Here is a 24,274-nt window from a genome sequence, read left to right as displayed (position 1 = left end):
GCAACAACGGCACCAACCGTCCGGGCCAGGGCCACAACCAGCATCACGCCGGCTGGGGCAACAACGGCACCAACCGTCCGGCCCACGGCCATAACCAGCAGCAGGCCGGCTGGGGCAACCACGACTACCGTCCGGGCCACGGCCATCACCAGCAGCAGGCCGGTTGGGGCAACCACGGCATGAACCGTCCGGGCCACGGCAATCATGGCCAGTGGGGCGGGCATCATGGCACGCAGGGCAACAACCCGGCCGGCAACAACGGCGGCGGCAGCGGCACCGGCAAGGTCTATCACGACCCGCAGGTCCTGGGCGCCCAGAAGCAGCGCTTCGAGTTCAAGGGGGCCAATGGCGACGCCTACAACCTGCTCTCCACCGAGGACATGCGCGTCAACGGCCGCATGGCGACCAAGGGCAACTCCACCGTGCTTGACCAGATCGGCGTGGTCGACAACCGCGGCAACCGGATCCAGGTCGATCTCGGCGGCCAGCTGACGATCAACGGACGGCAGATCACCGGCAACGGCCAGTATCTGAACGGCGAAGTGACGCTGAACGGCAAGAACGTCACGGTCGATTACGACGGCTCCACCGTCGAGATCGTCGACCGCGGCACCTGGTTCAACACCAATTTCACGCTCGACAACGCCCAGTATGCCGGCGGCGTCTGGGGCCAGACGGTCGGCACTGCCAACCCGAACGCCCAGATGATCACCGACGAGGCGACCTTCCAGCGCCGCAATATCTTTGCCTGAGAATCACTGAGCCAAACCTGGGAGCGGTGCGCCGCCCCCGGACCAACCTGCGGATCCCCTGGCGAAAGCCGGGGGATTTGTGTTTCCGGCCCGGCCATCTAACGCCTCCACCGGCGGAGAACCGGCACCCGGTATCCGACTACCTAGGCGCGATAGGTAATCCCCACGTCCCCGGACCGTAGTCAGCCCAGATTCCCGCTCCGGTATCGTTAATGCATTCTTTCAATTGCGAAACCACTTCTCATCAAATCGGGAGCATTCACATGTGCAACAAGATCCATGGTCACGGCGCAGGCCATGACCACCGCCCTGCGGAGCGCTACGAGAATCGCGGCGACGATGCCGGGGCGAGGCAGTTCAATCACGCTGCCAGGCACGGCAAGGGCGCCCATCGCCACGAAAACGCGGAGCATCGCCGTCACGATCACGGCCAGCGCCCGCAGGGCAACGGCCACCACGGCAACCAGAGCGCCGGATGGGGCAACAACGGCGCGAACGGCCACGGCCACGCGCATCATGATCACGGCGCCCGCCCGGGTCAGGGCAACGGCCATCACGGCAACCAGAACGCCGGCTGGGGCAACAACGGCGCGAACGGACACGGCCACGCGCAACACAATCACGGCGCCCGCCCGGGTCAGGGCAACGGCCACCATGGCAACCAGAACGCCGGCTGGGGTAACAACGGCGCGAACGGCCACGGCCACGCGCATCATGATCACGGCGCCCGCCCGGGTCAGGGCAACGGCCACCACGGCAACCAGAGCGCCGGTTGGGGCAACAACAGCGCGAACGGCCACGGCCACGCGCATTATGATCACGGCGCCCGCCCGGGTCAGGGCAACGGCCACCACGGAAACCGTCCGCCGGTGATTGCGGATCCGTACCCAGGCCTCGGCGGTGGCCGTCCGGGCCAGGGGACCAACCGTCCCGGCCAGAATGTCAATGTCTTCGTTCAGCAGAACGGCCGTCCGGGCATGAACCAGACTGCCAACGTGTTCGTGCAGCAGAATGGCGGCCGTCCGCAGATGGCCGGAATGCACCGCCCGCAGATGGGTGGCTGGCAGCAGATGCCGCGCGAGATGCCGAAACTCGCAGGCAACGAAAAGGGCGGCTGGATTGCCGCTCATGGCAAATATGGCCACAACGCAGACGGCACCTACTCGATCAATGGCGGCCATTACAAGGGCTATACCGCCAGGTACACCGGCAAGGACGGCGTCTTCGACATGTTCAAGGATGGTCACCAGATGGGTCAGTGGACCTCTCCGACGAAGACCGACAAGATCGCCTCCCCGGTCGCCCTCGACCTGAACGGCGACGGCCGCATCTCCACCACCGGTGCCTCCACCGCCCGTGACCGCGCCGACCCGAACGCTATCGGCCAGACCATCGCCTTCGACCTGAACGGCGACGGCGTCAAGGAACAGGTCGAGTGGATGAACGGCGGCGACGGTCTCGTGGTCGACACCTCGATGATCGGCGCCGACGGCTCCATCGACGGCCGTGCCCTCATGGGTGACCAGGGCGGCCAGTTCACCGACGGCTACGCCAAGATGGCCGGCTACGACCAGAACGGCGACGGCCAACTGACCGGCCAGGAACTGGGCAACCTCGGCGTCTGGGTCGACAACGGCAACGGCATTGTCGAGCAGGGCGAGATCCGCTCGCTGGCCGATGTCGGCGTCAACAGCCTGTCGACGCAGCGCAACGACGTGGTCAACACCAACGGCGAGACGCTGATGCGCTCGACCGCCGACGTCAACGGCCAGCAGATGATGACCGAGGACGTCTGGTTCCGCCAGGCCTGATCCGTCTCGCAGCACACACACGGACACAGGATGGGAGGTCCCGGTTCGCCGGGGCCTCTTTTGCTTTGCACGACGTGGATCGCGACCTGTCCCGTCCTGCGACACGATCGGTCCGGCTCGTCCCGCCCCGGGACGCCGGCCGGGACAACTACCTAAGAAAAACAGGTAGTTGGCGACCATGGGGATCGTATTGCACCCAGATATCTGTTGCCCGCCGGACGCGGCATTCTCCGTCTTGAAACCATCGCAACCAACCACACCGAGGAGACATGCCATGTGTCACAGGATTCCCCAGTTCGGCAATTTCAACCAGATGCGGCAGCCCGAAGCCATGCAGCGCGGCGGCCACCACAGGGGCTTTGACAACGCGCGCAACCAGGCCATGCAGGGCAACGGCCAGGGCGGTCAGGCTCATCACCACCATCACCATCACCACGCCGCCAATGGCCAGGGCAACACCGGCTGGGGTAACAACGGCTACCGCCAGCCGCAGATCAACTACCCGCATGCGGGTCAGGGCGGCTTTGCCCAGCAGAACACCGCCTGGGGCAACAACGGCTTTGCCGGCAACAACGGGTTCGCCGCCAACAACGGTTTCGCGGCAGGCGGCTTTGCCGGCAACGGCTTTGCCATGGGCGGTTTCGCCAACAACAATGGCTTTGCCATGGGCGGCTTTGCCGGCAACGGTTTCAACCCGATGCAGGCCGGCGGCTTCGGTCGTCCGCAAATGCCCGTCATGGGCGGTGGCGGCTATTGCCTCAACGGGATGGGCGGCGGCCGTCCGGGCATGGGCGGCATTCCTGGCGGATGGGTCCGGATGGGCGGTGGCATGAACGCTGCCGGTCAGACAGTCAACGTCTTCGTCCAGCAGAACGGCCGTCCGGGCATGAACCAGAACGCCAACGTGTTCGTTCAGCAGAATGGCCGCATGGACGGCTTGAACCGCCCGCACATGGGTGGCTGGCAGGCGATGCCGCGCGAGGTCCCGACGATCGACACCAAGGGGGGCTGGCTCGCCCAGCATGGCAAGTACGACCATGGCGCAGACGGCACCTATACGATCAGGGGCGGCAACTACAACGGCTACACCGCCAGGTACACTGGCAAGGATGGCGTTTTCGACATCTTCAAGGACGGCCGCCTCTGCGGAAAATGGACCTCGCCGACGAAGACCGACAAGATCGCCTCCCCGGTCGCCCTCGACCTGAACGGCGATGGCCGCATCTCCACCACCGGCGCCTCCACCGCCCGTGACCGCGCCGACCCGAACGCAATCGGCCAGACCATCGCCTTCGACCTGAACGGCGATGGCGTCAAGGAACAGGTCGAGTGGATGAACGGGGAAGACGGCCTCGTCGTCGATACCTCGATGATCGGCGCGGACGGCTCCATCGACGGCCGTGCCCTCATGGGCGACCAGGGCGGCCAGTTCACCGACGGCTACGCCAAGATGGCCGGCTACGACCAGAACGGTGACGGCCAGCTGACCGGCCAGGAACTGGGCAACCTCGGCGTCTGGGTCGACAACGGCAACGGCATTGTCGAGCAGGGCGAGATCCGCTCGCTGGCCGATGTCGGCGTCAACAGCCTGTCGACGCAGCGCAACGACGTGGTCAACAACAACGGCGAGACGCTGATGCGCTCGACCGCCGACGTCAACGGCCAGCAGATGATGACCGAGGACGTCTGGTTCCGCCAGGCCTGAATTGTCTGACAGCACACGGTCAGACACCCCCAGGGAGGCTCCGGTTCGCCGGGGCCTCCTTTTTGTTTTGAGGAACCTGTGGCGTCGTGGTTCCGCAGTGTCCCACTTCGGACCGCAGGAGCATATCCGCGTCCCGACCCGGGACGGCAGGTGAGACAACTACCTAGGAAAAACAGGTAGTTACTATCGATACCAAGGGCAATCCACCCAAATACCGGCTGCCGGCCTGATCCGCCATTCTGTCCATGGATGAACGGCAACCAACAAATCCGAGGAGAATGACCATGCACAACCGCATTTCCAACTTCGCCAATGCCCAGCAGATGCGCCAGCCCGAATCCATGCACCGGGGACACCACCACAGGGGCTTTGACGCGGCCCGCAACCAGGCCATGCAGGGCAACGGCCAGGGCCGCCAGGCCCACGGGCATCACCACCACCATCAGCAGGCCACCAATGGCCAGGGCAATGCCGGCTGGGGCAACAACGCCGGCCGTCAGCCCGAGATCAACCATCCGCACATGGGACATGGTCATCAGCATGCCGGCTGGAACAGCCAGGGTGCCAACCGCCCGACCTTCATCGCCGATACCAACCCCGGGATCGGCGGCTGGGGCCGTCCGGCAATCGCGCAGGACCCGTCCTGGGCCTTCGGTGGCAACCAGGGCATGAACCACGCCGGCTTTGCCCGGCAGAACACCGCCTGGGGCAACAACGGATTTGCCGCCAACACCGGTTTCGGCATGGGCGGCTTCGCGGCCAACAACGGTTTCGCGGCCAATAGCGGCTTTGGCATGGGTGGCTTCGCGGCCAACAGCGGCTTCGGCATGGGTGGCTTCGCGGCCAACACCGGCTTCGGTATGGGTGGTTTCGCCGCCAACAACGGCTTCGGCATGGCCCAGGCCGGTGGCTTCAATCGCCCGATGATGCCGATGATGGGCAATGGCTTCAACCCGATGCAGGCCGGCGGCTTCGGCCGTCCGCAGATGCCGTCCATGAGCTACGGCTTTGCACGCCCGCAGATGCCCATGTCGAATTTCGGCTATGGCCGCCCGCAGCAGGGCGGCTGGGCCGGCGCCAACCAGAACGCAAACGTCTACGTGATGCAGAACGGCGGCCACTATGGCATGGGCCAGAACGTCAACGTCTATATCCAGCAGAATGGCGGTGGCATGTATGGCATGAACCGTCCGGGCCACGGTCAGGGCTATCCTGCCCAGTGGGGTCACCACAACGGCTGGGGTGGCAACCATTGCAACTGGGGCGGTCACTACGGCCAGTGGAACGCCAACCCGGCCGGCAACAACGGCGGCGGCAGCGGCACCGGCAAGGTCTATCACGACCCGCAGGTCCTGGGCGCCCAGAAGCAGCGCTTCGAGTTCAAGGGGGCCAATGGCGACGCCTACAACCTGCTCTCCACCGAGGACATGCGCGTCAACGGCCGCATGGCGACCAAGGGCAACTCCACCGTGCTTGACCAGATCGGCGTGGTCGACAACCGGGGCAACCGGATCCAGGTCGATCTCGGCGGCCACCTGACGATCAACGGCCGGGAGGTCACCGGCGACGGCCAGTATCTGAACGGCGAAGTGACGCTGACCGGCAAGAACGTCAAGGTCGATTACGATGGCTCCACCGTCGAGATCGTCGACCGCGGAACCTGGTTCAACACCAACTTCACGCTCGACAACGCCCAGTATGCCGGCGGCGTCTGGGGCCAGACGGTTGGCACTGCCAACCCGAACGCCCAGATGATCACCGACGAGGCGACCTTCCAGCGCCGCAATATCTTTGCCTGATCGTCTTGACGCGATCTGACGACGGAAAGCCCCCGGCCAGGCCGGGGGCTTTCCCTTTTGGCGCCATGGCGGGTGCCGCGCTGGCATGATCAGGCAAGACGTTTGCCTGCGCCCTGGCCGGCCTGCGGGTCGAACGAGCGCGGCCGAGTGCGGCCTTCGCGGCTTCCTGGACAGGGTCTTGCGGGCAAGGTTTGCCGCCAGGGCCCGTGGCCGGTGAACGCGGGACGGAGTCGCTGCGGGCGGCACCAACGGACTACCTAGGCGAACTAAGTAGTTTGCCCGCCTCTCCCCCGTAATCACCGCACATATCCGCGCCGGACGCGACATCGTAGTTTGATCAGGTCAAATCGTCCGAACCCCGAAAACGGTACGAGACACGCAGGACCGAAGGACACCGGCAAGGGCAAAAACCGGCAGTCGCGGTCAGGCAAGGCCCAGGCGGGTTTGGAACCACCATGGTGCCGGCAGGCAGAAGCGCCATCCGGTACCGTGAAACGAAACAGGAAACAGACAGGAGACTGACATGCAGAACAACGGGATCAACGGCGCGGCTGGAGCCGCCGGAGCAAACGCAGCTGGCGGTGCCAACGGCGGCAACGGCAACGACACCATGACGCAGGCCTTCGACTACGCCATTCAGCAGGCCCAGAAGACGCTGCAGACGACCACCGTGAAGGGCGCCGACCTCTACGCCCTGAAGCAGCGTCCGCAGTAATCAAGCAGCATCTGCTGCCTTCCACTTGCCGGCCGGTTCCCTTTGGGACCGGTCGGTTTTTTGTTGCGGGCACGCTTTGGGCCCACTCACGCCATGTCCGTCCGTGGCCGTCATGCCCCAGATGAAGGGAGACGACGCGCAGCGTCAGCTGGTCCGGATCCAGAGCCGGATACGGCTTCCGTCGGCATAGGCCGCATGGCCTTGGAGCGCATCGCTGGCGCTGGCGCTGAACCCGGAGCGCTGCAGCAGGCGCTCCATCGGCGCATTGCCGGCGAGCACGATGGCGCTGACCGCCGGCGCACCGCAAAGCCTCGCCATGTCCGCCGCAGCCGCCACGAGAATGCCGCCGATGCCGAGCCCCCGGCATTCAGGCAGCACAGCGATATTGCGCAGGTACAGGCTGTCCGGCACGAGCCGCTTGAGACGCTCGAAGGGCCGGTGGACCGGGTCGACGTCGCCGGGCAGCGGCAGCCGCGCTTCGCTCAGGAGATTGACGATCATGGCGGCGATGATTTCCCCGCCGATTTGGGCGACGATCGCATGGGCCCAGCTCACGTCCGATCCGGGAACCAGCACGTTCTCGACGGCGCGTTCCATGTCGCCGCGGTCCCCGCCCCCGTTGGAGAGGTCGATCAGGCCGGCGAGCGCCGGTGCATCGTCGGCGCAGGCACGGCGGATCTGCGGATGAGCCGCGCCGCCAGCGGCTGGCCGGTCGCGCCCCTCCATCACAGCACGCCCGTGTTGATGAGATGCGTGGCCACCCGCCCGAAATGGCGTTCGCGCAGCGCCGTCCCCTCGCTGACGGTGCGGTGGAGATCGCTGGCCAGCCGGGCGTCGTTGGCGATCGCCCAGCCGCGCGCCCGGGCGAGCGAAAAGACGTCGCGCAGGCTTTCGCCGGAAAACTTGCCCACCACGATCGGGACCGGCGCATCCGCGGGATGATAGAAGAGCGACACGGCGACGCCATTGCCGACGATGACGATGGAGACGCGCCCTGTCCGTCCGCCGCCCGTCGGCGACTGGAGATCCTGGTAGGCATTGCGCCTGGCCGACTTGACCTCCGGGTTGCCCATCGTGTCCTTCAGTTCCCGCTTCAGTTCCTGGTGTCCCATCTTCTGCTCGTGGCGGAACAGGGCCGTTTGCAGCGGCAGGTCGAGCAGGCCGGCGATCAGCAGCAGCACGATGACGGCCGCTGCGAAAGCGGCCACCATCTGCATTGCCGGGTTGATGAAGCAGGGGCCGTCGCAAAGCGCCGAGGCCATGATCGAGGGCGTTGCCAGCCAGACGATCACGCCCGCGATGATGAACCAGACGACGATCCGGAACAGCGAAATGCCGAACTCGATCCCGTTTCGCCGCGAGAACAGCTTCTTGAACAGCTGCCCCGGGTTGATCTTCGAAAAATCCGGCGTGACCGGATGCAGCGAGAAGGGAATCCCGCGCTTGTGGATGATGTTGGCGCCGATGCCGACCATGGTGATGATGATCACCAGCGGGATCAGCGTGTTTCCCAGTTCTGCGACCGTGGCATAGAACGGCTGCGAGACGCCGGCGCTGCGGACCTTCGGAATGGCCGCGAGGACCATGCCGAAGATGCGGCCGGCCGAGGCCGCCATGTTGTTCCAGGAAAACAGGATATAGAGCAGCGCCGAGATGGTCACCGCTGCGGTCACAAAGTCCTGGCTTGAGGCGATCTGGCCCTTTTCGCGCGCCTTGCGAAGCTTGTGCTCGGTCGGCTCGAGTGTTTTTTCTTCGCTTTCGCCGCTCATGGAAAGACCTTTCGGGCCATGGGAACGACGGTTCCGAGCCACTTGTAGTCGTCGCGCAGCGCCTGCACGGCGACGAGCATGAAGAACGGCAGGATGATGACCATGAACAGCGCCTTCGAGGAAAAGGCCATCTGCGTCACGTTGATGCTCTTGCCGAACTTGGAGGAGACCAGGTGGGCGATGTCGGAGGCCATGAGCAGCAGCAGCGGCGGCGCCGCGAGCAGCAGCCCTCCGGACACCACGTGCCCGACGACTGCCGCAACCGCCGCCGCGCCGCCGACGGGCGCGGGAAGCACCGCGTTGACCGGCCAGACGTCATAGCTGGAATAGATCATCGCCGCCGTCACCCAGAACCCGCCGGTGTTGGCGAAGAGCCAGAGCGAGGCGACCGCCAGCAGCGTTGCCACCGGCGGCGCCTGGCCACCGGACGGATCGGGCGATCCCTGGGTCGCGCCGCGATAGGTGTCGAGGATGCCGCCGGCCACGACCGCAACCAGTAACGGCGCCGAGGCAACGAACCCGAGCAGCGCGCCGAGCGCCAGTTCCTTCACCAGGGCGACCGGATAGGGCATGGCGAGTGCGGCCAGGTCCGGCGCGGCCGGGTCGAAGGACAGGGCCGGCAGGGCCAGCGCCGTGGCATAGGCCATGCGGATGGCACCCGTGGTCAGGTGGCCCCAGTAGAAGACGGCGAACATCAGCGTGAACCCGAACGGCCGCGCCACGGCCAGCGCCACCCAGGGTGCCCACTGGCTGGCCAGGTCGAGCAGCAGGGAGACGAAATCCTGGTTCATGTCCCGCCCGCCGGGTTCGGGTCCGCGCACCCTCCTGCCACGTCAGTGTGCCCCGTAGCGGTAGAAATCGTTGAACACCTGCTGCGACGCGCCGAAGAGCGGCGCTGCAAGCGACCCGCCGAACATGATCAGGACCAGGCCGATGGCGAAGATCTTGATGGTCTGCGGAAGCGTCTGTTCCTGGATCTGCGTCACCGCCTGGAAGAGGCCGACGATGAAGGCGATGACCGTCGCGACGATCAGCGGCGGCACCACGAAAATGGCGCTGTAATAAAGGAACTGGTAGAGGGCCGAGGTGAGTGTCGCGGCTGCCATGAATGCCTCACGCGTAACTGAGGATGAGGCCCTGGACGAGCTTGGTCCAGCCGTCGAGGAACACGAACAGCATCAGCTTGAACGGCACCGAGACGGTCGTCGGCGGCACCATCATCATGCCGAGCGCCACGAGGATGGTGGTCACGATGATGTCGACGGCGACGAAGGGCAGGTAGAGCAGGAAACCCATTTCGAAGGCCTGCGTCAGCTCCGACAGGAGGAACGACGGCACCAGTACCGCAAAGCTCTGCGGATCGGCGCCGGCCGCCAGCTTCTGTCCCCAGATCGTCCGGGTGGATTCGCGGAAGAAGGCCAGTTGTTTCGGGTCGGTATGCTTGAACAGGAAGTCCTTCAGCGGCGCGGCCACCGCCCTGCCCGCGTCCTGCCATTCCGCCAGCGTGTGGAATTCGAACCCGCGTGCCGCGAGTTCGTCATAGGCAACGCCGAGCACCGGCATGGCGATGTAGACCGACAGGATGAGGGTGAGCGAGTAGAGGATGATGTTGGGCGGGATCTGCTGCACACCAAGCGCGTTGCGCACCAGGAAGATGACGACCGCGATCTTGGCGAAGGCCGTCACCGTCACCGCCAGCATGGGCAGGAACGCGGTCGTCAGCAGCAGGACGATGATGCCGAACGTGTTTTCGCCACCGGTCATGATCAGGCCCCGGCTCCCGTGATCCGCACGCCGAGCGATCCGTCGAAGGCAGCAAGGCGGGCCGGCACCGGCGCCTGCTGGCCAATGCGGATGAAGGCGCCGTCGTTGGGAAACCGCGCCATCGGCAACCGGTGTCCCGCTTCCAGCCAGGCCCGGCGCACCGGCGCGAGGTTGATCTCGCCGATCGCGATCCCGGCCGCCGCGAAACCCTCCGCGTCCGCCCCGCCCGGCGGCGGGCTCAGCGGGCCGGTCAGCAGCACGCCGTTGTTTTCAACCGTGCATGGCCAGTAATAGCCGTCGGCCCGCTCGACCATCCCGCGCACGTCGCCCGCCGGATCGATGCCGCAATCGATACCGGTTCCCGGCTTCGCATCGGCCAGGTCGCCGACCGGCAGCATGACCGGACCGATCTTGATCGTCAGCGTCGGATCGAGCGTCCGCTCGTAGCGGTTGGCGAACCGGCTGGCGAAGGCCTTCAGATGCGACAGCAGCGCCGGCCCGCCGGCAAGCCCGCATCCGCTCAGGCCGTCGCCGGGATAGGCTGCCAGGTGCAGCCACGGGTGCTGTGGCAGCGCCTTGGCGAAATGCGCGTCGGTGACGGCAAGGCGCTGGCCGGTGAGGGTCTCCGCCAGGCGCCGGAAATCCGCGAAGGCGTATTCCACCACCAGCGCGAGCGAAGGCCCTTCCGCCGGCAGACCGTCGATCTGTTCGTCGATCCCGCGCAGGACCGTGACAAGCAGTTGCTGCGAAGAATAAAGCGAAAGGTCCTCGTCGCCGAGCCGCGCCGATGCGACGATGAACGGCCCTTCGCCATCCACCGGGTCGCTGCGGGTCTCGAACTGGACCAGCGCCTCGCCTGCCTGCGCCAGGATCGGCGTATAGACGTCGCCCCAACCGTGCTCGATCACGTCCCGGATCGTGGTGCCGCCGCGGTGACCCCCTGCCGGCAAAGCCTGCCCGACGGCGCCATAGGCCGGCGCCTGCACTCCATATGACGGCTGCGGCGCTTCGTTGATCCCGCGGCCGGGCTCGTGCCTGTCCATTCCATCCTGCCTGACGTTTTCTGCCGGCTGCCGCCAATCGAGGACGCGCCGCTCCAGTTCGGCGAGGCCAAACCGGTCGGCGCCCCGTTCATAGGGTTTTACGGGCGCGCGGGCTGTGCCGCCGGCAGCATCCGGCGTCGCCCCCTGCACCCGGCACAGCCGGGTCCACCACTCTGGCCACGGCAGGCTTTCCTCGGCGTTGTTCATGGTCTGTCATGCCCCCTGTCATCCGGTGCGGCTCGCGGTTTCCGCGCTTTGCCGGTCGAGTTCCGTTTGCACCGCCTGCAGCTTTTCCAGATCGCGCATCCGGTGCGCCAGGCGCTCCTGCTCCTGCTTCAGCCGCAAGCGCGCCTCGCGCGTCGCGCCCCTGGCTGCATCGAGCGCCTGCCCGGCCTGGTCGATTTCCATCCGCGTCAGCGCATAGGCGCTCGCAGCCAGGGCGTTTTGCAGCGCCTGGTCGTCGGGATGGGAGAAGATCGCCTTGAGCCGGTCCCGGTTGGTCCGGTCCGCGCCCTCGATCGATGCTTCCAGGCCGGCCTGCCGGTCCATTTCCATTGCCAGGCACAAGCGCACGGCCCGGCCGGCCGCCGCGTGGCGCGCTTCCGCCGCGCGGAGCCTCAGTTCCTTGAGCCGTTTCAGCTTCGCCAGGTTCCTAGCCGTTGCGGAGGTCATCGGCTGCCTTTGTCATCTCACGAACCGCGTCGTCGAAACCGGCTTTCTCATCGACCGGCTGGCGGAGCAGCTTGTTGATCACCGGGCGCGCATCGATCGCCAGGTCGGAATCGGGATCGTTGCCCCGCTCGTACTCGCCCACTTGCAGGAGCAGTTCGATCTCCTGGTAGGCCGCCGCCATGGCGCGAAAGAAGGACGCCGCCTCGGTCAGTTCCCTTGGCGCGATCTCGCGCATCAGGCGGCTCTTGCTCTTGAGCATGCTGATCGCCGGGTAGTGCCCTCCCGCCGCCAGCTTCGGGTCGAGCACGATGTGCCCGTCGGAAAGGCTGGTCACCTCTTCGGCGATGGCGTCGTTCACACCCTCGTTTTCCATCAGCACGGTGAAGAAGGCGGTGATCGACCCGGTGCGGGTCTTGCCGGCGCGCTCGAACAGGCGCGGCAGTTCCGCGTAGACCGACGACGTCAGCCCCTGGCGGACCGCCTGTTCGCCGGCGGCAAGGCCGACGTCGCGCAGTGCCCGCGCGAACCGGGTGACCGAATCGAACAGCAGCAGCACGCGCTTGCCGCGCTCGCGGAAATCCTCGGCCATGGCCAGCGCGCTGTGCCCGGCGATGACGCGCTCGATCGCCGGCCGGTCCGATGTGGAGGCGACCACCACCGTGCGGTCCCGCACCTCCTCCGGCAGCGCCCGGTCGAGGAACTCGCGCACCTCGCGTCCGCGTTCGCCGATCATGGCCAGAACCACCACATCGCAGGCGGAATGGCTGGCCAGCATCGAGAGCAGGGTCGACTTGCCGGCGCCCGGCGGCCCGAACACCGCCATGCGCTGGCCGTCGCCGACCGTGTTGAACAGGTCGATGGCGCGAACGCCTGTCGGGAAAACGGTGTCGATGATCGTCCGGTCGAGTGGCGACACCTGGGTCGCCATCATGGCCCGCCAGTGACAGCGGCCGCGCGCCATGCCGTCGATCGGCCGCCCGAAGGCATCGACCACCCGGCCGATCAGCCAGTCGCCGACGGGTACCTGCATGTCCTCGCCGGTCGACACCACCTCCGTGGCCTGCGACAGGCCGTCGACCGGCTCGAAGGGCGACAGGTTGACGCTCGTGCCATCGATCGACACCACCTGCGCCTCGATCACCCGGCCGGTTCCGGGCTCGCGCAGGCGGCATATCTCGCCGACGAAGGCGCCGCGGATCGACGCCGTGACGATCCCGTTGCCGATGCGGACAACGTGGCCGGTCTCGCGCATGAAATCGCGGCCCTTCAGCGCGCCGGCGAGATGGCGGGCTGCCCCGGCCACCTTCTGGGCGATCTCCTGTGCTGCTGCCGTCATGCATCGGTCTCCGCATCCGGAACGGCCGATGCGGCCTTGGCCGACAGCTTCTTGAACGCCTCGATCTGCGTCTGGACGCCGATCTCGTATTTCCGGCCACCGGTTTCCAGAACGCAACGCCCGCGTCCCAGCCCGTTGTCGCGTACGATGGCAACGGTCGTCACCGGCGCATAGGCACGGCGGACGACCTCCAGCCGGGAAAAATCCTCGTCGGCGACGCGCACCGTCATGCCATGATCGGGCCCGAGACGGCTGGCCGCGGCGTTGATCGCCTTGTGCAGCACCTCGGGTGTGCGGCGGTCGCCGATCATCGTCTCCAGCGCGTCCTGCAGGATGTCGGTCAGGATCTGGGCGCTGTCGCGGATGCCGATGCCAAGGCCGGCCGTGGCCGTGGTCAGGCGCTCGGCCAGCCGCCGTTCGAATTCCATGTCCAGGCTCGCCAGCTTCTGTGCCCGGATGGCATCGGCCTCGGCATGCGCGGCGGCCAGGATGGCATCGGCCTGCGACGCCGGGTCGGCCGCCTCGGGCAAAGCGGGTTTCGCCTCGTCGGCCGGAACGATCCGTCCCCGGTAGGTGATGGCGGCATGCTCGCTCATGTCAGGTGAGGTCCCTTGCCGAGAGATCGGCCGCGATGGCCTCCGCGATGGCCCGCGCCCGGCCGGGCGGCACCGCTGGCCCCTGGCCCGCCGGACCATCGGCCGGCGCATCTGCCATCAGCGCCATTTCGTGGTCCAGCGCCGGGTCGATCGTTCCGCGCCATGCCGCGACGATCGACCTCCCGGCGGCATCGACGAGATCCTTCAGGCGCGACATGTCGATCGCCCGCCCGCCGGCTTGCCCGTGCAGGTGATGAAGACGGAACGCCACGGCCAGGTCCTCTTCCGTGAAATCGCGCAGCAGCCGTTCGAAATCCGCCTTGCGGATGGACGAGCGGAGATGGTGGCCGTGATGGACGAGGCCGCACAGCCGCTCAAAACGGGCCGGGTCGGCGGCCCAGCAGCGCGCGGCATCGGCATCCTGCCTGCCATGGGCAGTCCCGGTGCCCGGCCGGTCGTGCGCCGCCGGGGCGAACGCCATCCCCTCCAGCCGCGCGGCCAGGTCGATCAGGCGCGGTCCGAGCCGCTCGTCCGCCTGGATGCGCTCGAGCAGTGCCTCGCCGCCGAGTGCCGTCGCAAGGCCCGCGCGTGCCCGCGCCGACAACTGGTCCGCAGAGGTGAGAAGACCTTGTGTCATGACCTTACTCCCTGTGCCCGTGCAGCGGGATCTTCGGGCTGCCCGGTGCGATCCGCGGCGCCCTGCCCATCGCCTTGACCCGCGTCAGGGCAAACAGCGCCAGGCCCGCCAGGCCAAGGATCATCAGCACGGTCGTCGCGATGCCGCCGAGACGGCTGGCCATGGTGATGGCGGGTTTGCCGGTCACCTGCGCGGCATCGAAAATGGCCACCTCGACGTCCTCGTACTTCAGCCCGTCCATGCTGTTGACGACCAGGTTCTTGATCGTCGGAACGATCGCCGAGAGATCCGATCCGGGCGCCTTGTAGATGAACACCGAGGCCCGTGGCGCGGTCTTCTCGAACGGGGTCGTCTCCGGCACCATCAGGTGAACCCGCGCCGAGACCACGCCGGCGATCTGGTTGATCGACGCGGCGAGTTCCTCGTTGAGCGCGTACATGAAGCGCGCGCGCTCCTCGAACGGCGTCGACACCAGCTTGTCGGACGAGAAGACGTCGCCCAGCGAGCCGTATTTCTGCCGTGGCAGGCCCTGGTTCGTCAGTTCGGTGATAGCCGCGCTGAGCTGCGAACGGTCGACCTCGATGGAATACTTGCCGGCATCGCCGGCAACCCGGTCCGCCGCGATCCCCGCATTGCTGAGCGCGACGATGATCTCCTGCGCGTCGCGTTCCGACAGGCCGGAATAGACCTCCGACTTGCACCCGGCCAGCAGCAGCGCACCGGCCAGGACAGCGGCCGTGGCCAGGGCGGGAACACCCCTTCGGCTTCTTCTTGTGACGGATCCCATGCTTGCCCCCGATGGTTTGGTCCCGAGCCGGCGGCTCAGGACTGCTTGATGAGTGTCCGAGACGTGTCGGAAACGCCGCTGATCACCTGGTTGACCGTCGCCATGAACATGGCGTGGTCGAACGCCTTGGAGAGGTTCGCCAGGCCCTCGTGCCCGGTTGTCGCCGTTCCTTCGGCCATCGGCGACAGCGTCTCGGACGCAATGTCGCGCTTGGCCTGGTCGACGGCCGACGTACCGGCCGGCTGCGCCAGCTTCACGCCGACGCGATCGAGCGTTTCATAGACCTTGTTGGCGATCTGGTCGGAGATCACCGAGGCCTGCGAGGGGGCGGACGCCGCCGCGTCCGGGCGCACCGTGATCACGGCTTCCGTCGTGACCGGACGGCTGGCCGCGGAATTGGCGGCCAGTTGCTGCAGCGGCCTCGCCGCCTGGGACGTCATCGCCCCGATTGGTTCGACGGGCATGGTATTACGCTCCCGAGTTCGCGTTTTCAGTCGCCTGGTCCATCATCCGGTTCAGGACGTCCTGGAACAGCTTGCCCAGAAGCGCCTGCTGCTCCTGCGTCATCCCGTTGCCGGCGGCCTGGGCGTTCCCGCCCGCCCGGGCATTCGCTTGTCCGGCGTTCTGGCCGGCTCCGTTTCCGATCGGTTGCATTGCCTCTTCTCCTGTGTTGCGCGGGCTTACTGCCCGCTTCTTGTTGAAGTCTCACGGTCGCCGGACAGGCCGGCGAGCGTCTTCCGGCCTCGCCGGATGGGTTGCCGCATCATTCCGCCGCCTCCGCGAAGGGTTCGCTGTCAGCCGGCCGATGCGAGGCGCCGATCGTGCCGACCGGTGTGAAATGGAACTCGCTCGCGACCTCCTGGAAGGCCATCACGTGGAAATCGACCGCATAGGTGCGGAAATAGGCTGACAACGGCCAGCGCAGGTCGGACGTGGTCAGGAGGACGGGCGTCGGAGACCCCAGTTCCCGCCGCTTGGCGCCCCGCCCCGCCTCCTGCAGCAAAACCGATGCAACATCGGGCCGCGGCATCAGCGCGCTTTCGTCGCCGTTGCGGACCAGGCCTTCCATCAGCGCGGCCTCGAAGGCGGGTTCGAGCACGTATCCGGCAATGACATTGCCCTCGCCGGCCAGGTTGGCGCAGATCTGGCGTGACAGGGCGGTTCTCGCCGATGACACCAGATGCTCCAGGCTGACCGAGGTCACCGAGGCTTCCAGCAGCGCTTCGAACAGGATCCGGCGCGGCAGCAGCGGCACACCCTCGTCGAGAAGCCGCCGGAAAAGATGCAGCAGTTGCACCGCGGAAATGGTCTGGCTGATCTGGCCGGCAAGCTGCTCGTGCTCGCTGCCCAGTTCGCGGATGATCGCCTGCACCTGCTGGTAGCCGACGATGCGCGAGGCATTGCGCCGCATGAAGGCCCCGGCCGCGCGCGCCACGATGCCGGCGACATCGATGACTTCGACGTCGGCACTGGTGAGCGCCTCGCCCCCCTGGCGGTCGACCCAGAAGGCGGAGCGCAGTGGCCATTTCTCGTCGACGGGCGTCCCCTCGACACCAGAAACCGCAAGCAGGTCGGCCTCGCAGATTGCCACCTGCATGCCATCGGGGACCTCGGCGGAAAACCCGGTCACGCCGTCCAGCACCAGGTGAATGGCCCGGGCGTCGAGGTCGGGATCCTCCATCAGCATGAAGGGAGGCATGCGAATGCCGGTCAGCTTATAGAGCTCGTCGATCTGCGCATCGCGAAGTGCGACGAAGGCGGTCTGGTCGATGTCGCGCAGAACGCTTTCGCCGAGCGCGATCATCACGCTTCCGGCCTTGTCGCCCTTGCGCCCGCCGGCCCCGGCACCGCCCTGCTCGCCGGCCATGACCGAGGCCGTGCGCTCGGGCGAACCGGCCTCGGCACGGGCCTGCCGCTCGGACCGCCCCGCCATGTAGCCGGAAAAGGCCAGCAGGCCGCCGATGGCGAAGAAGATGAGCCACGGCAGCCCTGGCACGAGGCCGATGGCGGCAACGATGGCGCCCGCCACCATCAGCGCCTTCGAACCGCCTGCCAGCTGGTTGAAGATGTCGGAGCCGAGATCGCCGCCGCTGCCGCTGTTGACCCGCGTGGTAATGATGCCAGCGCACATGGCGACGATCAGCGCGGGGATCTGCGACACGAGGCCGTCACCGACGGTCAGCCGTGAATAGACGTTGACGGCAGCCTCGGCCGGCAGGCCATGCACCATCATGCCGGTGGTCAGGCCGCCGATCAGGTTGATCGCCACGATGATCAGGCCGGCAATGGCATCGCCCTTGACGAATTTCATCGCGCCGTCCATGGCGCCGTAGAACTGGTTTTCCTTGTCCAGCTCGGCGCGCTTGCGCTGTGCCGTCTCGCCATCGATGTCACCGCTGCGCAGTTCCGCGTCGATGCTCATCTGGCGCCCCGGCAGGCCGTCGAGGGTGAAACGTGCGGCCACTTCGGCCACGCGCTCCGCGCCCTTGGTGACCACGATGAACTGCACCGTCGTGATGATCAGGAAGATCACCAGGCCGACGAGAACCGATCCCCGGGTCACGAAGGTGCCGAACGTGTCGATCACCGCGCCCGCGTCGGCCTGGGAAAGGATCAGGCGGGTCGTCGAGATGGTGATGGCCAGCCGGAAGGTCGTGGCAATCAGGATGACCGCCGGGAAGGACGAGAAGTCCGCCGGGCGCTTCAGGTAGACCGCGACCACCAGCACGAGCAGCGAAAGGGCGATGTTGACCGCCAGGAGCACGTCGATCATCACCGTCGGCAACGGGATGATCATGACCATGATCGTCGCCATCACCAGGGCGATCAGGGCTATGTCCTGCCGGCCCTGGAAGAAACGCAGGAAGCCCCTCATTCGCTGGCCCTCCCCGCGCCGGCGGTCCGCCAGAACCATTGCCGGGCATCGGCGAACCGGTTTCGCTTGAGGAGGATGAGAGCGCGCCAGAGGGCCGACACGCGGCTGGAGCCGCCCTGCGCCTCTTCCAGCTCACCGAGCAGGATCTCGGCCTCGTCCCAGCGGCCGAGCTTCATCAGCGCCAGCGCGGTCAGCCGGAGGATCTTGCCATTCCCCGGCCGCATGCGGCGCAGGCCCATGAGATAGGCGATCGCCTCCTCCGGGCGGCCATAGCGGATCTGCATGGCGGCCAGCGAGGCGAGCAGGTCGATGTCGCGCTCCGCCAGGGCTGCCGGCCCTCGCGCGGCGGCCCTGTCCGCCGTCGCCGCCGCCACGGCGGGTGCCGCGACCGCATTGCGTTGCGGTTGAGCGGGACGCCCGCCGGCAAACGCGGACGGTGCCGCGGCCGGACCGGAAACGGTCTTGCCCGATGCATGCGACGAGACGGCGGCGGCATTGCCGCCCAGTTGAAACGCCATGTCTGCCCCCTGTTCCCGCCCGCACCCGGCCCACATGCCGGTTTCGGTCGATTGGAACGCTTGTCACGTCAGGATTTCCGGATCGGAGCCCCGCGGACAAACCGGCCTGGGCCGGATTTGATCTGCCGGCTTCCGCACGAAGCCGGCTTTCTGGTCGTCACGGTCCGACGCTTGCCGGACCGCCAGTCATCTATGAGCCAGGTGCAGCCTGTCCGCCGCACCATGTTTGCCATCCTGCCGTTCGGCCAACAGCAAACGCCGGATATTCTCACGAAGCATATGAACAAAAAGTGTATCGATGTCGTCCGTCTCGCGTTCGCCGTTCATGCTCTCCAGGTCGAGAAGGATTCGCGAAAGGCTGGACATCACCTGGCCGCGGCGCATGGTTTCAAGCGCAGCCGTCTCCGCCTTGGCGAGTTGCATGGCCGAATGAAGCGTCTCGGCCCGGCCGCGCGGCCTGAGCCGGCTGCGCGCGCGTGGCTTCTCGGCAAAGAGGGACTGTGACGCCGCAGCGGCTGCCGCCGAGGCCGGGCTCGTCGCCGATGATCGCGCCGCTTCGACCGAGCGGTATTGCGACGGGGTGGAGATGTCGATCCTGGACATGGGTTCGCCTTCGCCTTTCTTGCACTCAGTAGGTCAGGACGGTCCTGGAACCATCCCGTTCAAGCACCACGCGCCGGTCCTGAATGGCGACGATCTTCCAGTCGCCGGGCATGATGTCGCCGATGCGCGCGGTGATGCCGCCGGCAAAGTCGGCGCTTGGATCGTTGCCCAGCCACACCGACTGCAGCCTGGGCAGCTCGTCGTTCTGGCCGCCATGGCGCACTTCCCGGACCAGTTGCGGATAGCCCGCCTGGCCGTCGTACCAGCGAAGGAACTCGTTCCATAACGGCACCTGCCGGTCCGAGATCTGGCCGTACACCTTCAGCGTCCCGTCTTCGTTGGCCGCGACCCGCAGGCCGGTCTGGAGGCTGAGGTCCTCCAGCCGGGCGCGGATCGTCCAGACATAGGGCTCGAGATTGCGGCCTGGCTCCGGCGCCCCCTTGGCGGGCACCAGGCTCGAGGTCGGGGAATCTTCCACCGCCGGTGGCTCCACGCTCGCCTGCACCGGCGCCAGCAGCGAACTGCCCTGCCGGACCGCCGCGCTGAGGTCGCCGATCAGGCTCCAGCTCAGGCCGATGATCGCGCCGACGAGAACGATGACGCCGGCCTTGATCGCCGGAACCGCCAGGTCCCGGCCCTCGACCGCGCGGGTCAGGCGGAAACTGGCCGACCCGGCCTGGAAGACGTCGCCGGAGGTGAGCGTGCAGTATTCGCCCATTTCCAGCCGCTCGCCCCGCGCAAGGAGACAGCTTCCATCCAGGGCGTGAAGAACCACGCCTTTCAGCGGATTGGCGTCGACCTCCAGCCTGAAATGGCGCGCCGCCATCTCGTCGCCGGCCAGGATCACGTCATTGGCCGGCGACGTGCCCACGGTCGTGCCGCCCGGAACGACCATGGTCGAGGCCCCGGCATGGGCGCCGCCGGTCACCTCCAGGCTGCATTGTCCCAGGACGTTTCTCCAGTCGGACGAGAACAGCGATTTCATGTTTGCCATCATGGCGGTAGCCCCGGTTTGGTCTGGTCGTCTGGCCGCCCCGCATTGGCGGCCGATGCCCGCGCCATCGCACTGTCATCACTGCGGACGCTGCTTGAGCGCGTAGAGATCAGCACCCTTCTTCGTGGTGATCGTCAGCGTCTGCTGTGCTTCCTTCAGCGCGTAGTCGAAGGCATCGTTGAGGGTCTGATTACCCGAACCAGATGAAGAACCCGTTGCCGCGCCGGCGGCCTGGGCTGCGAAAGTATTGTTCATGTCGGTCTCCTGTGTTTGACGGAATGGGTCAGCTGCGTTCGCCGCCGCGAAGGACGACAACACCGGAATTGCGTTTGTTGAAGGCTTCCGCCACCAGTTCCACGCGGGCGACGAGGTCGGGCGCGCCGGTGACGATCACCGAGTTGGAATTGTCGACGTAGCGGATCTGGTAATTGGCTTCGTTCAGCCCCGCGTCCGCCAGCGGCCGCCTCAGTTCCTCGAACGTCATCGAGCCGAGGAAGAGAACGCGCGTGGCACCGTCCGGCGCGGGCGTGACACGGATCACGTCGCGCTCCCGGTACCAGCCGAGATTGTGCGTCGCGGCGAGTTCGTCGAGCATGGCGTCGAGATCGCCCGGCAGCGAGGTCGAAACCACGTCGCCGCGCACGGCCGAGGCGATCACGATTTTCTGGCCGGCCCTGCGCGCGGCCTTTTCCAGCACGTCGCGCAGCGGCTGCTGGACGACGTAGACCGGACCGGGCGCGGCGCGTGCCACCGGCGCCGTCTCCCGCTGACGGGCCGGGCCGATCGAGGACACGGTCTCGTGGCGGTCCGCCGTGGCAAGGAAGACGACGGACGGAAAGCTCGCGTCGACCTGGTTCTGCTCGGCCCGGGCCGGAACGCTTGTGCCGAGCGTGGCGATGACGGCGATCAGGCCCGCCGCGGCCTTGGTGCGGAACCTGCGCATCAGTAGTCTCCCTGACGGGCGTTGCCGCCGATGGCAAAGACCGCGTCGGTCCGCTCGGAGCTGAAGCTGATCGCGCTGCCGTTCTGCTGCTGCGAGAGCGTCACGCCCCGGGCAATGCGCACCAGGTCGGACAGCGTGTTGGCGCCCGTCTTCTGGCGGATCGAGAAGCGGTGCGCTTCCACCGTCCGGACGGAAAGGTCGAGCTTGCAGGCAACTTCCTTGTTGGAAAGGCCGTTGGCCAGGAGTTGCAGCACTTCGCCCTCGCGGGTGGTCAGGTCATAGGCCGCCGACAGGCCGCGTGCCGCCTTGCGCTCGGCCATCAGGCAGGAGAACAGGTTGGGCGAAAGGTAGATCCCGCTGGCCGAAGCGGCCCGTACCGCAACCGCGTATTCTTCCGCCGCCGCGTTCATGCCGACCAGCGCCGATCCCTGGTTCTCGACGATGTGCATGAGCAGCGCCGGATCCTCCGGCACCTGGTAGACGACCACCGCGCCCTCGCCGCGCGCCATCGCCCGGTACTTCGAGATCACCGACAGGAAGCTCATGTCGCTCAAGACGGCATTGACCATGAGGATGGCCCCGCGGTTCCGGTCGGCGGCATAGAGACCGGCCATGCCATCGGCGGCTTCGGCCGCGAGGTCGATCTGGGGATCCTTGAGCAGGCTGTTGCGCAATCCCTCCCGCACGAGCGGGTTCGAATCGATGATGATGACTTTAATCGGCTGGGCTTCATGATGGTCAGGCAATTCAGCGTCCTCGCGGTTCTCTGCCCTCAAGAGCAGGTCACAACCCAGAGTGCAATGCCTGTGCCAGCAATTTGGCGAGATTACGGAGTGCTTCAGGCCATCCAAATATGCTTAAATAATTTTGATTTCATTGAGTTTTTCAGATCGTATTCGCCTACCCTTAAATACAACCTGAAATGGTTTTTAGCGATGCCGATTCCAGCGACAAACCGGCACACCTGCCCCGCGCCCATTCCGGGACAGTGTGCGAATACGGGACAGCAGTCAGTTGCCCGAGGACAGCAGGTGACGGATCACCAGGTCGTTGAAGGTCCGGGCAAACTGGTCGCTGGCCGCACCGGCCTTGCAGGCATCGTACTGCTCGCTGGAAAGACACAGCGTCGATCCGATCAGGACCGGACGGTCCGGTCCCGGCTGTTGTCCGTTGACGTCGATGACCGCCACGTCGGGCAGACGCTCCTCGCGGCCGCCGTTCGCCATCAGCGCGATCCTGGCCTCGTCGGACAGGCCGACCATGCTGCCGACCGTGGCGAACGGCGGCCGCTGGGCCGTGCCGTAGGCCGCTGGCGGCATCGCCGTCGCCCGTCTCGCCGCCCGTGCGGCATCGAGCGGGACCACCGCCCCTGCCCGGCCGGCTGCCGCTGGCGTGCCAACGCGGCTCGAACCGACTGCTGTTTTGAATTGCTTTTCTGAAGCCGTCCCGGCAGCCGTCGCTGTCGCAAGGCGGGTGTGGGGCGCGCCTGCGCCACCTGAAATCTTGGTCATTGTTCCACGTCCGTCCGATGCAGGTCTCTCGCCCCTGGAGGGCGTTCCTGGGGATGCAATCTAGACGGACGGGACGCAGGCGTGAACTGTCGGTAACTACGTAGGTGGCAGGCGGAACGGGCCGCGCGCGCCGACCGGCAGGCCCGGACCGAACCGGGCCTGGTCACGCCCGCCCCCGGGATCAGGCCTTTTCAAGCGCGATGGCAATGCCCTGGCCGACGCCGATGCACATGGTGGCAAGCGCCAGCTTGCCGCCGCGATGGTGCAGGTCGAGGGCCGCCGAACCCGTGATCCGCGCGCCGGACATGCCGAGCGGGTGGCCCAGCGCGATGGCGCCGCCGTTGGGGTTCACGTGGGCCGCATCGTCGGCAATGCCGAGGTCGCGCAGTGTCGCCAGGCCCTGGCTGGCGAAAGCCTCGTTCAGTTCGATCACGTCGAAGTCCTGCGGCGTCAGCTTCAGCCGGGCACACAGCTTCTTGGAGGCCGGCGCCGGGCCGAAGCCCATGATCCGCGGCGCCACGCCGGCCGTCGCACCGCCGAGGATGCGCGCGATCGGCTTGAGGCCGTATTTCTTCACGGCCGCTTCCGAGGCGACGATCATCGCCGCCGCGCCGTCGTTGACGCCCGACGCGTTGCCGGCCGTGACCGAACCGCCGGCGCGGAACGGCGCCTTCAGCGCCGCGAGCTTTTCGAGCGTCGTGGCGCGCGGATGCTCGTCCTTGTCAACGACCACCGGGTCGCCCTTGCGGGTCGGAATGGTCACCGGGACGATTTCCTTCGCCAGCCGTCCGTTCTCCTGCGCTGCCGCGGCCTTCTGCTGCGAGCGAAGGGCGAAGGCGTCCTGGTCCTCGCGCGAGATCTTGAAATCCTCGGCCACGTTTTCCGCCGTCTCCGGCATGGAATCGACGCCATACTGCTTCTTCATCAGCGGATTGACGAAACGCCAGCCGATCGTCGTGTCGTAGATCTCCGCGTTGCGCGAGAAGGCCGCATCCGCCTTCGGCATGACGAAGGGCGCCCGGCTCATGCTCTCCACGCCGCCGGCGACGACAAGTTCGGCCTCGCCCGCCTTGATGGCCCGCGCCGCCATGATCACCGCGTCCATGCCCGACCCGCAGAGCCGGTTGACCGTCGTACCCGATACGTCGACCGGCAGGCCCGCCAGCAGCAGCGCCATGCGGGCCACGTTGCGGTTGTCCTCGCCGGCCTGGTTGGCGGACCCGTAGATCACGTCATCGACCGCGCTCCAGTCCACGCCCGGATTGCGCTCCGTCAGCGCGCGGATCGGAATGGCGCCAAGGTCGTCTGCCCGCACCGGGGAAAGCGCGCCGCCGAAACGGCCGATGGGGGTGCGAACATAGTCGCAGAGAAAGGCTTCAGCCATGGGATCGTGGTCTCCATCCAGAAAATCTGGCGCCTTTGTCGCGGTTTGGAACCGCTAATG

General features: G+C 66.7%; 27 protein-coding genes and 1 pseudogene. 5 read left to right on the top strand and 23 right to left on the bottom strand.

Features of this window, described 5'->3' with window-relative positions:
• Positions 1-752: pseudogene (locus CSC94_RS24665) on the top strand (hypothetical protein); the annotation flags it as partial.
• 209 nt (positions 753-961) lie between these two features.
• On the opposite strand, the gene CSC94_RS24660 reads toward CSC94_RS24665, so the two are convergent.
• Positions 962-1,882 carry a hypothetical protein gene (locus tag CSC94_RS24660; protein ID WP_165784444.1) on the bottom strand — a complete coding sequence of 307 codons (921 nt, stop codon included), beginning with the start codon at positions 1,880-1,882 and terminating at the stop codon, positions 962-964.
• Here CSC94_RS24660 and CSC94_RS24655 point away from each other — a divergent pair.
• The 4 genes from CSC94_RS24655 to CSC94_RS14550 all read left to right on the top strand — a co-directional run bounded on the left by CSC94_RS24655 (position 1,835) and on the right by CSC94_RS14550 (position 6,782).
• Positions 1,835-2,563, top strand: coding sequence for a hypothetical protein (locus CSC94_RS24655; RefSeq protein WP_165784443.1), 729 nt, complete (start codon positions 1,835-1,837; stop codon positions 2,561-2,563). The two genes, CSC94_RS24660 and CSC94_RS24655, sit on opposite strands and share 48 nt — an antisense overlap.
• Positions 2,564-2,837: 274 nt before the next feature.
• Entirely contained in the window at positions 2,838-4,268 is a 1,431-nt protein-coding gene (locus CSC94_RS14560; protein ID WP_099307073.1) for a hypothetical protein, read from the top strand.
• A 284-nt stretch (positions 4,269-4,552) separates the two neighbouring features.
• Positions 4,553-6,067: a mediator complex subunit 15 domain-containing protein gene (locus tag CSC94_RS14555; RefSeq protein ID WP_099307072.1), complete on the top strand. Its 1,515-nt coding sequence runs from the start codon at positions 4,553-4,555 to the stop codon at positions 6,065-6,067.
• A gap of 523 nt (positions 6,068-6,590) precedes the next feature.
• Positions 6,591-6,782: a hypothetical protein gene (locus tag CSC94_RS14550; protein WP_099307071.1), complete on the top strand. Its 192-nt coding sequence runs from the start codon at positions 6,591-6,593 to the stop codon at positions 6,780-6,782.
• Positions 6,783-6,926: 144 nt separating this feature from the next.
• Here the strand turns inward: CSC94_RS14550 and CSC94_RS14545 are convergent, their stop codons facing one another.
• From CSC94_RS14545 to pcaF, 22 genes are all read right to left on the bottom strand, one after another.
• Entirely contained in the window at positions 6,927-7,508 is a 582-nt protein-coding gene (locus CSC94_RS14545; RefSeq protein WP_099307070.1) for a GNAT family N-acetyltransferase, read from the bottom strand.
• On the bottom strand, positions 7,508-8,551 hold the full coding sequence (locus CSC94_RS14540; RefSeq protein WP_099307069.1) for an EscU/YscU/HrcU family type III secretion system export apparatus switch protein: 1,044 nt from the start codon (positions 8,549-8,551) through the stop codon (positions 7,508-7,510). Before CSC94_RS14540 ends, CSC94_RS14545 begins: the two co-directional genes overlap by 1 nt.
• Positions 8,548-9,342 carry a flagellar biosynthetic protein FliR gene (locus CSC94_RS14535; RefSeq protein WP_099307068.1) on the bottom strand — a complete coding sequence of 265 codons (795 nt, stop codon included), beginning with the start codon at positions 9,340-9,342 and terminating at the stop codon, positions 8,548-8,550. Before CSC94_RS14535 ends, CSC94_RS14540 begins: the two co-directional genes overlap by 4 nt.
• 42 nt (positions 9,343-9,384) lie before the next feature.
• Complete coding sequence (locus CSC94_RS25180; RefSeq protein ID WP_099307067.1) at positions 9,385-9,657, bottom strand: EscS/YscS/HrcS family type III secretion system export apparatus protein; 273 nt, start codon at positions 9,655-9,657, stop codon at positions 9,385-9,387.
• 7 nt (positions 9,658-9,664) lie between these two features.
• A complete protein-coding gene (sctR, locus tag CSC94_RS14525) occupies positions 9,665-10,315 on the bottom strand; it encodes a type III secretion system export apparatus subunit SctR (RefSeq protein ID WP_099307066.1) in 651 nt (216 codons plus the stop codon).
• Positions 10,316-10,317: 2 nt separating this feature from the next.
• Positions 10,318-11,565 (bottom strand): hypothetical protein, encoded by a 1,248-nt coding sequence (locus CSC94_RS14520; protein WP_099307065.1) that lies wholly within the window; start codon positions 11,563-11,565, stop codon positions 10,318-10,320.
• An 18-nt stretch (positions 11,566-11,583) separates the two neighbouring features.
• The gene (locus CSC94_RS14515; protein WP_099307064.1) at positions 11,584-12,030 is read right to left on the bottom strand and encodes a hypothetical protein; all 447 of its coding nucleotides are present in this window, start codon (positions 12,028-12,030) and stop codon (positions 11,584-11,586) included.
• Positions 12,011-13,366 carry a FliI/YscN family ATPase gene (locus CSC94_RS14510; protein WP_099307063.1) on the bottom strand — a complete coding sequence of 452 codons (1,356 nt, stop codon included), beginning with the start codon at positions 13,364-13,366 and terminating at the stop codon, positions 12,011-12,013. The genes CSC94_RS14515 and CSC94_RS14510 overlap by 20 nt, the downstream gene beginning before the upstream one ends.
• On the bottom strand, positions 13,363-13,962 hold the full coding sequence (locus tag CSC94_RS14505) for a FliH/SctL family protein (protein WP_099307062.1): 600 nt from the start codon (positions 13,960-13,962) through the stop codon (positions 13,363-13,365). Before CSC94_RS14505 ends, CSC94_RS14510 begins: the two co-directional genes overlap by 4 nt.
• A gap of 1 nt (position 13,963) precedes the next feature.
• The gene (locus tag CSC94_RS14500; protein ID WP_099307061.1) at positions 13,964-14,599 is read right to left on the bottom strand and encodes a hypothetical protein; all 636 of its coding nucleotides are present in this window, start codon (positions 14,597-14,599) and stop codon (positions 13,964-13,966) included.
• Between the two features lie 4 nt (positions 14,600-14,603).
• Complete coding sequence (gene sctJ, locus CSC94_RS14495) at positions 14,604-15,386, bottom strand: type III secretion system inner membrane ring lipoprotein SctJ (protein ID WP_099307060.1); 783 nt, start codon at positions 15,384-15,386, stop codon at positions 14,604-14,606.
• 35 nt (positions 15,387-15,421) lie between these two features.
• Positions 15,422-15,850, bottom strand: a complete 429-nt coding sequence (locus CSC94_RS14490; RefSeq protein WP_099307059.1) for a hypothetical protein — start codon at positions 15,848-15,850, stop codon at positions 15,422-15,424.
• A 4-nt stretch (positions 15,851-15,854) separates the two neighbouring features.
• Positions 15,855-16,040 (bottom strand): hypothetical protein, encoded by a 186-nt coding sequence (locus CSC94_RS14485; protein ID WP_099307058.1) that lies wholly within the window; start codon positions 16,038-16,040, stop codon positions 15,855-15,857.
• Between the two features lie 109 nt (positions 16,041-16,149).
• Entirely contained in the window at positions 16,150-18,261 is a 2,112-nt protein-coding gene (locus CSC94_RS14480; protein WP_099307057.1) for a flagellar biosynthesis protein FlhA, read from the bottom strand.
• A complete protein-coding gene (locus CSC94_RS14475) occupies positions 18,258-18,779 on the bottom strand; it encodes a tetratricopeptide repeat protein (protein WP_165784442.1) in 522 nt (173 codons plus the stop codon). Before CSC94_RS14475 ends, CSC94_RS14480 begins: the two co-directional genes overlap by 4 nt.
• 186 nt (positions 18,780-18,965) lie before the next feature.
• Positions 18,966-19,382 carry a hypothetical protein gene (locus CSC94_RS14470; RefSeq protein WP_099307055.1) on the bottom strand — a complete coding sequence of 139 codons (417 nt, stop codon included), beginning with the start codon at positions 19,380-19,382 and terminating at the stop codon, positions 18,966-18,968.
• 25 nt (positions 19,383-19,407) lie between these two features.
• Positions 19,408-20,367 (bottom strand): SctD/MshK family protein, encoded by a 960-nt coding sequence (locus CSC94_RS14465; RefSeq protein ID WP_133122905.1) that lies wholly within the window; start codon positions 20,365-20,367, stop codon positions 19,408-19,410.
• A gap of 87 nt (positions 20,368-20,454) precedes the next feature.
• Positions 20,455-20,631 (bottom strand): hypothetical protein, encoded by a 177-nt coding sequence (locus tag CSC94_RS24650; protein WP_165784441.1) that lies wholly within the window; start codon positions 20,629-20,631, stop codon positions 20,455-20,457.
• Positions 20,632-20,659: 28 nt separating this feature from the next.
• On the bottom strand, positions 20,660-21,319 hold the full coding sequence (locus tag CSC94_RS14460; protein ID WP_099307053.1) for a hypothetical protein: 660 nt from the start codon (positions 21,317-21,319) through the stop codon (positions 20,660-20,662).
• Positions 21,319-22,065, bottom strand: a complete 747-nt coding sequence (locus CSC94_RS14455) for a response regulator transcription factor (RefSeq protein ID WP_099307052.1) — start codon at positions 22,063-22,065, stop codon at positions 21,319-21,321. Before CSC94_RS14455 ends, CSC94_RS14460 begins: the two co-directional genes overlap by 1 nt.
• Positions 22,066-22,329: 264 nt before the next feature.
• Positions 22,330-22,830: a hypothetical protein gene (locus tag CSC94_RS24260; protein WP_133122904.1), complete on the bottom strand. Its 501-nt coding sequence runs from the start codon at positions 22,828-22,830 to the stop codon at positions 22,330-22,332.
• 181 nt (positions 22,831-23,011) lie between these two features.
• Positions 23,012-24,214, bottom strand: a complete 1,203-nt coding sequence (gene pcaF, locus CSC94_RS14445; RefSeq protein ID WP_099307050.1) for a 3-oxoadipyl-CoA thiolase — start codon at positions 24,212-24,214, stop codon at positions 23,012-23,014.
• Positions 24,215-24,274 lie beyond the last annotated feature (60 nt).

The sequence above is a fragment of the Zhengella mangrovi genome (assembly GCF_002727065.1).
Taxonomy (GTDB): Bacteria; Pseudomonadota; Alphaproteobacteria; order Rhizobiales; family Rhizobiaceae; genus Zhengella; species Zhengella mangrovi.
This window is presented reverse-complemented; position numbering and strand designations above follow the sequence as displayed.